Genomic DNA, 7,578 nt, shown 5'->3' on the forward strand with positions numbered 1-7,578 from the left:
GGTCGCCATCGGGCGACCGGCCCGCTGCCGTCTGTCCGAAAAGTAGGGCGTCGCTCCTACTTTTGCTCATCTTGAGCAAAAGTAGTGGCGCTTTGTAGGAAACTTTTGGCTCCGCCCTCTTCTCTTTAGCGGCGTGCGCCAATATCGTCTCGCGTAGAACCTGGCCAGGCTCTCGTCACCTCCCCCAGCGACCTCCTCAGCCTCGTCCCGGCGCTGAGGCGGACCCGCCCGACCAGAGCGAGGTTCGATGCGCAGACCGTTCGGCCGCAGGGCCGCCACCCACCTCAGCCTGCTCGCTCTCGTGGGCGCGACACTCGTCGCGGCCGCCGAGCAGGCTCCGACCCCGGCGCAGGCCGCGCCGGTGCTCACCGCCCCCGCACCAAACAGCAACGGCATCCAGTACAAGGTGCTCGTCTTCACCAGGTCGGCCGGCGGCAACAACGCCGCGACCGCGGCCGGCGTGCAGGCCATCCAGCAGCTCGGGCAGGAGCGGCGCTTCACCGTCGAGGTGACCAACGACGCCCGCAAGTTCGACGAACCGCACCTGAAGCAGTTCCGCGCCGTGGTGTTCCTCAACACCGCCGGCGACGTGCTCAACGATGCCCAGCAGGCGGCCTTCGAGCAGTACTACCGCGACGGCGGCGGCTTCGTCGGCGTCAACTCCGCCATCGAGGCCGAACCGGACTGGTCCTTCCTCACCAACGTGCTCGGCACCCGGGCCACCGGCGCGCCGTCCGCGGTCAGCAAGGCCACCGTCACGGTCGCCGACCGGGTCCACCCCGCCTCGAAGACGCTGCCGCAGCGGTGGAGCACCACCGACCGGTGGTACAACTTCGCCGCCAACGTCCGGGGCGTCTCGCACGTGCTGGCCACGGTGGACGAGAAGACGTACCCCGGCGGCACGATGGGCTTCGACCACCCGATCACCTGGTGCAAGGACTACCAGGGCGGGCGGTCGTTCTACACCGGGCTCGGCGCCACCCCGGAGAGCTACGGCACCGTGGACCTGCGGGCGCACCTGGGCGGCGCGATCCAGTGGGCGGCCGGCGTGACCGACGGCGACTGCGGCGCGACCGTGCTGGCCAACTACCAGATGACGGTCGTCGGGGCGCAGCCCAACGTCAACGAGCCGATCGGCTTCGACGTCCTCCCGGACGGCCGGGTGATCCAGACCGACCGGCGCGGCGGCGTACGGCTGCACAACCCGGAGACCAACGAGACCACCATCCTCGCCCAGATCCCGGTCTACACCAACAGCGAGGACGGGATGTACGGGCCGGCGATCGACAACGACTTCGCCACCAACAAGTGGGTCTACCTGTACTACGCGCCCCCGCTGGACACCCCGGCCGGCAGCGCGCCGACCACCAGCACCGACCCGCACGCCTGGGACGTGTGGAAGGGCTACTTCCAGCTCTCCCGGTTCAAGTTCGTCGACGGCGAGACGCCCTCGCTGGATGTGAGCACCGAGCAGAAGATCCTGCAGGTTCCGGTGGACCGGGGCGCCTGCTGCCACGTGGCCGGTGACATCGCGTTCGACTCGAAGAACAACCTCTGGCTGGTCACCGGCGACGACACCCCGGCCGGTGGCGGCGGGTCGGGCGGCTTCTCGCCGCACAACGACTCGGTGAGCGCCACCGGCGTCTACCAGGCCCCGTTCGTCGACGCCCGGCGCAGCTCGGCCAACACCAACGACCTGCGCGGCAAGATCCTGCGGATCAGCGTCGGCGCGGACGGGTCCTACACGATCCCGGCGGGCAACCTGTACCCGGCCGGCACGGACAAGACCCGGCCGGAGATCTACGCGATGGGCTTCCGGAACCCGTTCCGGATCACCCTGGACAAGAACGACGTCGCCTACATCACCGACTACTCCCCCGACTCGTCGGTGGCGCAGGTCGGGCGCGGCCCGGCCGGCACCGGCCGGATGATGGTGGTCGACAAGCCGGCGAACTACGGCTGGCCGATGTGCGTGCAGCCGAACCTGCCGTACATCGAGATGAACTGGACCACCAACCCCATCTCGCCGGTCGCCCCGTTCGACTGTGCGGCCCCGAAGAACACCTCGCGGCACAACACCGGCCTGACCGAGCTGCTGCCGGTGGAGAAGTCGGAGCTGTGGTACTCGTTCCAGGCCCCGACCCCGTGCCCGGAGTCCTACCTGTCCACCCCCACCCAGACCTGCCCGGTGCTCTTCCCGGAGCTGGGGACCGGTGGTGTGGGCCCGCACGGCGCGGCGAAGTACGACTACGACCCGGAGCTGGGGTCGGAGACGAAGTTCCCCGCGTACTACGACGGCGCCATCTTCTTCGGTGAGTTCACCCGGGACACCCTCAAGGAGATCCGGCTGGACGACAAGGGCGACATCCTGAAGATCAACAACGTGTTGAACTGCGGGCAGGCGCCCACCACGCCGACCAAGCCGTTCCTCTGCGACAACCCGATGGACATGCGCTGGGGCAAGGACGGCAACTTCTACCTGCTGACGTACGGCGACGGGTTCTTCAACGTCAACCCGGACGCGGCGATGCTGAAGTTCAGCTACGTCAAGGGCCTGCGGGCGCCGACCGCCGTGCTGGACGCGACCCCGACCAACGGGCGGGCGCCGCTGACGGTGGCCTTCTCCAGCGAGGGCTCGAAGGACCCGGACCCGGGTGACTCGATCCGGTTCGCCTGGGACTTCGACGGCAACGGCACCACCGACTCGATCGACCCGAACCCGTCGTTCACCTACACCACCAACGGCGTCTACACCGCCCGGTTGACGGTGACCGACTCCAGCGGCAAGACCGCGTCGGCGAACACCACCATCACCGTCGGCAACACCGCGCCGACCGTCACCGTCAACACCCCGCTCGAGGGTGGCTTCTTCAGCTGGGGCGACGACATCCCCTGGTCGGTCACCGTGACCGACCCGGAGGACGGCCCGGTCGACTGCAGCAAGGTGGAGGTCACCTTCGTCCTCGGCCACGACAGCCACGGGCACGGCGAGGCGAACCAGTTCGGCTGCTCGGGCGTGCTGCCCACGGATGCGGACGACGCCTCCCACGGCGGCTACATCTACGGCGTGGTCAGCGCGTCGTACACCGACAAGGGGGCGAACGGGCAGCCGGCGCTGACCACGGTCGACCAGCAGATCGTCCAGGCCAAGCGCCAGGAGGTCGAGTTCGCCACCGACGAGTCGGGCACCACCGTCGGCACCAGCGCGGACACCGGCGGCGGCCAGCAGCGCGGCAGCCTCGACAACGGCGACTGGATCGCGATCAACAACACGGTGAACCTGAAGAACATGCAGTCGGTGACGCTGCGAACCTCCGGCGGCAGCGCCGCCACCGCCGGGCAGCCCCGGTTCGGCGTCCAGCTCCGGCTGGACTCCCCCACCGGACCGCTGCTGACCACCGCCACGGTCAACGCGACCAGCGGCAACAACGCCTTCACCAGCACCACCGTGCCGATCACCGATCCGGGCGGGTCGCACAAGCTCTACCTGGTCTTCACCACCGTCTCCGGCGGGCCGGCCAGCGGCTTCGGCAACCTCAACTGGGTCGAGTTCACCGGCCAGGGCATCGGCGTCACGCCGTGACTCCCGGGGTGGGGCCGCACGCGGCGGTCCCACCCCACCACCTCCCCACACCCGTCCAGCACCATGAGAAAGGCAGCCAGCACATGAACGACACCTCGCGCGGGATGAGCCGCCGCCGGATGCTCGGCACCATCGCCGGGGCGGCGGGCGCCGTCGCCGTCGGCGCCGCCGGCCTGAACCCGTCGGCCGCCTTCGCCGCCAACGGCCTACTCGTCCCCACCGGCAAGCGGGGCATCATCCTCTACAGCGTCCGCGACCGGATCGGCGCCGCCGACGACGGCACCGGAGTGCCGTACGGGTTCGAGCGGGTGCTCGGCCGGCTCGCCGAGATCGGCTACAAGGAGGTCGAGTTCGCCGGGTACACCCAGCACACCTCGATCCTCGGCCGGCAAATCACCCCGGCGGAGATCCGCAAGATCCTCGACGACAACGGGCTGCGCGCCAACGGCTCGCACGCCTCGGTGCCGAGCACGGTCAACCCGACCACCATCGCGCAGTTCGAGCAGACGCTCGACACCGCCGAGATCCTCGGCATGACGCACATCGGCACCGGCAGCGACCCGACCGGCAGCAACTACCTGGCCGACTGGGACGCCGCCGTCGACCGCTGGAACACCTTCGGCGAGATGGCCGCCGCCAGGGGGCTGAAGCTGTACACCCACAACCACGACGCGGCGTACAACTTCCTGCTCGACAGCGGGCCGCTGGACGGGCTGGGCCGGCCGACCCGGTCCTCCGGCGTGCGGAAGCTGGAGTACTTCATCGCCCGGACCAACCCCGAGTGGGTCTGGTTCGAGATGGACATCTACTGGGCGCACGTGGCGCAGTACCGCTACCGCAGCTACACCGACCCGGACGGGGTGACCCAGACCAGCATCTTCGACCCGCTGGCCGTGGTCGCCGCCCAGCCGATCCGGTTCCCGCTGTTCCACGCCAAGGACGGCAAGATCAACACCGGCACCACCAACGGGTACGACATGGTGCCGCTCGGCGAGGGCGACATCGACTACGGCACCTTCTTCGCCAACATGGGTGCCAAGGGCTACCACAACCCCATGTGGGAGCAGGACACCGCGCCCGGCGGCAGCGCCGACCCCGGCCGGTCGCTGCGCTACGCCGAGATCAGCTACCGGCACATGGCCAGCCTCCGCGGCTGACCGACCCGAGCCCGACCGTAGGGGCCGCCGCCGGGAAACCGGCGGCGGCCCCTCCGCGTCACGCGCCGGTGACGGGGATGTGGCACATTCCGGGGGGAGGTGATCGCGATGAGCATGGTCGGACCGGAGAACACCGACCAGGTACGGCTGCTGTGCCTGCTGCGCGACGACGGCCCGCGCTCGCGGGTGGAACTCGCCGACGTCCTGGGTCTGCCCCGGGCCCGGTTCACCGCGGAGGTGGACCGGCTGACCGCGCTCGGCCTGGTGGAGGCCGCCGGGCCGGCGGCCTCGCGGGGCGGTCGCCGGTCGTCCCTGCTGCGGCTCGGCGGGCAGGTCCGCTTCGGCGCGGTCGTCCTCGGCGACGGGCGGCTCGAGGTCGCGCTCACCGACGGTGAGCTGACCATCCTGGCCCGCCGCACCGAGCCGGTGGACGTCCGGCTCGGGCCGGAGGCGGTGGTGGGCCGGGCGGTCGAACTGCTCAGCAAGCTCCGGGCCGAGGCGGGGCTGGCCCGGCTCACCGGGGTCGGCGTGGCGCTGCCCGGGCCGGTGGCGGTCCGCGACGGCGCGCCGGCCGCCTCGCCCGCGCTGCCCGGCTGGCACCAGTTCCCCGTCCGCGACACCATCGCCGCCGAGCTGGGCTGCCCGGTGCAGGTCGACAACGACGCCAACGTGATGGCCCTCGGCGAGCGGCACGCCGGCACCGGCCGCCCCTTCGACGACTTCCTCTACGTCAAGCTCGGCAACGCGGTCGGCTGTGGACTGGTGCTGGGCGGCACGCTCTACCGGGGCGCGACCAGCGGGGCCGGCGACATCGGCCACCTCCAGCTCACCGAGGACGGACCGCTCTGCGGGTGCGGCAACATCGGCTGCGTCGAGGCGTACTGCGGCGACGCCGCCCTGCTGCGGGAGGCGATGACCGCCGCGCGGGCCGGGCGCTCGACGGCGCTCGCCGACCGGCTGGCCGAAGCCGGGACGCTGACCGTGGCCGACCTGGCCGCGGCGGCGACCGGCGGCGACGCGGGCGCCCAGATCCTGGTCCGGGAGGCCGCCCGCCGGCTCGGCCAGGTGCTGGTCGGCCTGGTCAGCTTCGTCAACCCCGCCCTCGTGATCATCGGCGGCGCCGCCGCCGGCCTCGGCCCGATCCTGCTCGCGGAGATCCGCGGCGTGGTCTACCGGCGGTCGACACCGCTGGCCACCGGCAGCATGCCGATCGTCCTGTCCGACCTCGACGACCGGGCCGGTCTCATCGGCGCGGCACGGCTGGTCAGCGAGCAGGTCCTCGCGGCCCGCTGAGCCCTCCCGCGCCGGCCCGACGACCGCCGGCCGGCACGCCGTTGGCCCGGGAGGGGCCGGTGACCGTGCCGAGGGTGGGAGCCCGTCCGGAGGCTACGAACTTGATGACGTCGGTGATTCACCGGGGCCGGTCGGTCGGGTGGAACGGCGGCCGGCGGTGAGCCGTTCACGCCATCAAGTTCGTAGCCTGCCGCGAGGTCAGTCCCGGCTGCTGCTGAAGGCCGCGTCGAAGGCCGCCGCCGGGGCGTCGAAGGCGAGCCGGCGGACGAACTGGAGCGCCTCGGGCGCGCCGACCAGGCGGTCCATGCCGGCGTCCTCCCACTCGATCGAGATCGGGCCGTCGTAGCCGATCGCGTTCAACGCGCGGAAGCAGTCCTCCCACGGCACGTCGCCGTGGCCGGTGGAGACGAAGTCCCAGCCCCGCCGCAGGTCCGCCCAGGGCAGGTGGGAGGAGAGGCGCCCGCGCCGGCCGTCGCCGGTACGGACCTTCGCGTCCTTGCAGTCGACGTGGTAGATCCGGTCGGCGAAGTCGAAGATGAAGTTGACCGGGTCCAGCTCCTGCCAGACGAAGTGCGACGGGTCCCAGTTCAGCCCGAACGCGGGCCGGTGGCCGATCGCCTCCAGGGTCCGCTTGGTGGTCCAGTAGTCGTAGGCGATCTCGCTCGGGTGCACCTCGTGGGCGAAGCGGACGCCCACCTCGTCGAAGACGTCGAGGATGGGGTTCCACCGGTCGGCGAAGTCCTGGTAGCCGCGCTCGATCATGGCCGGCGGCACCGGCGGGAACATCGCCAGGGTGTGCCAGATCGACGAGCCGGTGAAGCCGACGACGGTGCGTACGCCGAGCTTCGCCGCCGCCCGCGCGGTGTCCTTCATCTCCTCGGCGGCGCGCCGGCGGACGCCCTCGGGCTCGCCGTCGCCCCAGATCCGGGCCGGCAGGATGTCCTGGTGCCGCTCGTCGATCGGGTGGTCGCAGACCGCCTGGCCGACCAGGTGGTTGGAGATGGCGAAGACCTGGAGGTTGTGCTTGGCGAGGGTGGCCCGCTTGCGCTCCACGTACGAGTCGTCGGCGAGCGCCTTGTCGACCTCGAAGTGGTCGCCCCAGCAGGCGATCTCCAGCCCGTCGTACCCCCACTCGGCGGCCAGCCGGCAGACCTCGTCGAACGGAAGATCGGCCCACTGGCCGGTGAAGAGCGTGATGGGTCGCGCCATTGTCCTTCTCCCCTGTCGTGATGGGGGATTCCGTAGCGGACCGGGGCGAGGGCGACCGGGTGCGGGCGACCCCGTCGGAGCACCGGTGGGCGCGGTCGCGCCTGGGCCCGTCGGGTTGCGCCTCCCGGCGGGTCACCGGCCACCTCGCGGTCGCCGCCCCCACTCTACGGTCGAGCGGGGCCGGCGCGAAAGGGTCAGTGCCGCCGGTCGACCGCCCGCGCCGCGAGGTCCGCCAGGGCCGCCCGGGCCGGTTCTCCACCACCGGGTTGACCAGATGCCCGAGGACGTCGTCGACGTCGAAGGTGAATACCCGCAGGCCCACCCCGAGCTGCGGCG

Annotated in this window: 4 protein-coding genes and 1 pseudogene; 3 read left to right on the forward strand and 2 right to left on the reverse strand. The window is 71.3% G+C overall.

Annotation, left to right across the window (positions count from 1 at the left end):
* The first annotated feature begins 247 nt into the window (after positions 1-247).
* The 3 genes from ACWEVO_RS23875 (at position 248) to ACWEVO_RS23885 (ending at position 6,033) form a co-directional block, all read left to right on the forward strand.
* On the forward strand, positions 248-3,583 hold the full coding sequence (locus ACWEVO_RS23875) for a ThuA domain-containing protein (protein WP_452309745.1): 3,336 nt from the start codon (positions 248-250) through the stop codon (positions 3,581-3,583).
* An 83-nt stretch (positions 3,584-3,666) separates the two neighbouring features.
* A complete protein-coding gene (locus ACWEVO_RS23880; protein WP_452309746.1) occupies positions 3,667-4,740 on the forward strand; it encodes a sugar phosphate isomerase/epimerase family protein in 1,074 nt (357 codons plus the stop codon).
* Between the two features lie 108 nt (positions 4,741-4,848).
* Positions 4,849-6,033: an ROK family protein gene (locus ACWEVO_RS23885; RefSeq protein ID WP_452309747.1), complete on the forward strand. Its 1,185-nt coding sequence runs from the start codon at positions 4,849-4,851 to the stop codon at positions 6,031-6,033.
* A gap of 198 nt (positions 6,034-6,231) precedes the next feature.
* On the opposite strand, the gene ACWEVO_RS23890 is transcribed toward ACWEVO_RS23885, so the two are convergent.
* Positions 6,232-7,242 (reverse strand): sugar phosphate isomerase/epimerase family protein, encoded by a 1,011-nt coding sequence (locus tag ACWEVO_RS23890; protein ID WP_452309748.1) that lies wholly within the window; start codon positions 7,240-7,242, stop codon positions 6,232-6,234.
* Positions 7,243-7,495: 253 nt separating this feature from the next.
* A pseudogene (locus ACWEVO_RS23895) lies at positions 7,496-7,578 on the reverse strand (peptide deformylase); the annotation flags it as partial.

The organism is Micromonospora sp. NPDC003776, assembly GCF_053605645.1.

Bases quoted from the DNA above. Each gene is read 5' to 3' on its own strand.
- ACWEVO_RS23875 (WP_452309745.1), top strand. From the start codon at position 248: ATGCGCAGACCGTTCGGCCGCAGGGCCGCCACCCACCTCAGCCTGCTC.
- ACWEVO_RS23890 (WP_452309748.1), bottom strand. From the start codon at position 7,242: ATGGCGCGACCCATCACGCTCTTCACCGGCCAGTGGGCCGATCTTCCG.
- ACWEVO_RS23885 (WP_452309747.1), top strand. From the start codon at position 4,849: ATGAGCATGGTCGGACCGGAGAACACCGACCAGGTACGGCTGCTGTGC.
- ACWEVO_RS23880 (WP_452309746.1), top strand. From the start codon at position 3,667: ATGAACGACACCTCGCGCGGGATGAGCCGCCGCCGGATGCTCGGCACC.